Consider the following 1,174-nt stretch of genomic DNA (forward strand, 5'->3'; position numbering starts at 1 on the left):
CCAAAGCCTGATGCCCGGCGGCCGTGACCATGGGCGCCACGATGCGCCCCCCCACCGCCAGTTGGTCGATCCATGCCTGCGGCACGGCATCGCCACCGGCCGCGGCGATGATGCCGGCATACGGCGCGCCCTTGGGGTACCCTGCCATCCCATCGCCGAACAGCAGGTGAACATTCGCCAGGCGAAACGGCCGCAGGTTCTCGCGTGCCCGGTCGTGCAGGCCACGCAGGCGCTCGATGCTGTAGACCTCGGCGGCAAGCAACCCCAGCACTGCAGCCTGATAGCCGCAACCGGTGCCGATCTCCAGCACACGGCCCAGCTTTCCGTCCGCACCAGTGACGCCCCCCACCAGCAGCTCGGCCATGCGCGCCACCACGCTGGGCTTTGAAATGGTCTGGCCCAGCCCGATCGGCAGGCTGGTGTCCTCATACGCCTGATTGACAAGCGCGCTGTCCACAAACCGGTGGCGCTCCACCTGGCCCATGGCGGCCAGAATGCGCGCATCGGACACGCCCTGCTGGGCGAGCTTGCGCACCATGCCTGCGCGTACGGCGCTGGAGTCCAGGCCCACGCCTTGCGGGCGAGCGGCCACGGCGCCGGGTCGCTGTGCAGCGGATAACGCGGGCTTGCGCGCCTGTGGTGCCGGCCCGGACGCCGGGCCCAGCCGCGCCGGAAATCCCGGCCTGCGGGGCGTGGTCATGCAGCCTCCGCCGCCAGGCGCTGTGCCGTCTGCGCCCAATAGCGCAGGCTGTCGTGATCGGTCAGGTCCACCTTGAGCGGGGTCAGCGCCACATGGCCCAGCGCCGTTGCGTGGAAATCCGTTCCCTCGGCGTCATCCTTGGCCGCGCCTGCGCCACCGATCCAGTACATGGTTTCGCCGCGGGGGCTGTCCTGGGCGATGACCTTTTCCGCGGCGTGGCGCCGGCCCAGCCGGCAGACCTTCGGCGGCTTGATCTGCTCAAACGGCAGGCTGGGAATGTTCACATTCAGAAGCCAGGGCGCCGCCCCGGACAGCTCCTGGCGCGCAAGCTGCTGAACCAGTTCACGCGCGACGCGGGCCGCGGCGTCGATGTGCTTCCAGCCTTTGTCGGTCTGCGAAAAGGCGATCGCGGGAATGCCGAACAGGTAGCCCTCCATCGCGGCGCCCACGGTGCCGGAATAGATCGTGTCGTCT

2 protein-coding genes are annotated in these 1,174 nt (G+C 69.4%); both read right to left on the minus strand.

Features of this window, described 5'->3' with window-relative positions:
- The coding region (gene pcm, locus ACE3OK_RS12440; RefSeq protein WP_374249872.1) for a protein-L-isoaspartate O-methyltransferase at window positions 1-700 on the minus strand (700 nt) is incomplete at its 3' end.
- Window positions 697-1,174 (minus strand): 5'/3'-nucleotidase SurE (locus ACE3OK_RS12445; protein WP_374249873.1); only part of this gene is annotated, 478 nt, incomplete at its 5' end. The genes pcm and ACE3OK_RS12445, both read right to left, overlap by 4 nt.

Origin of the sequence: Thermomonas sp., from assembly GCF_041905325.1 — a bacterium.
GTDB lineage: Bacteria > Pseudomonadota > Gammaproteobacteria > Xanthomonadales > Xanthomonadaceae > Thermomonas.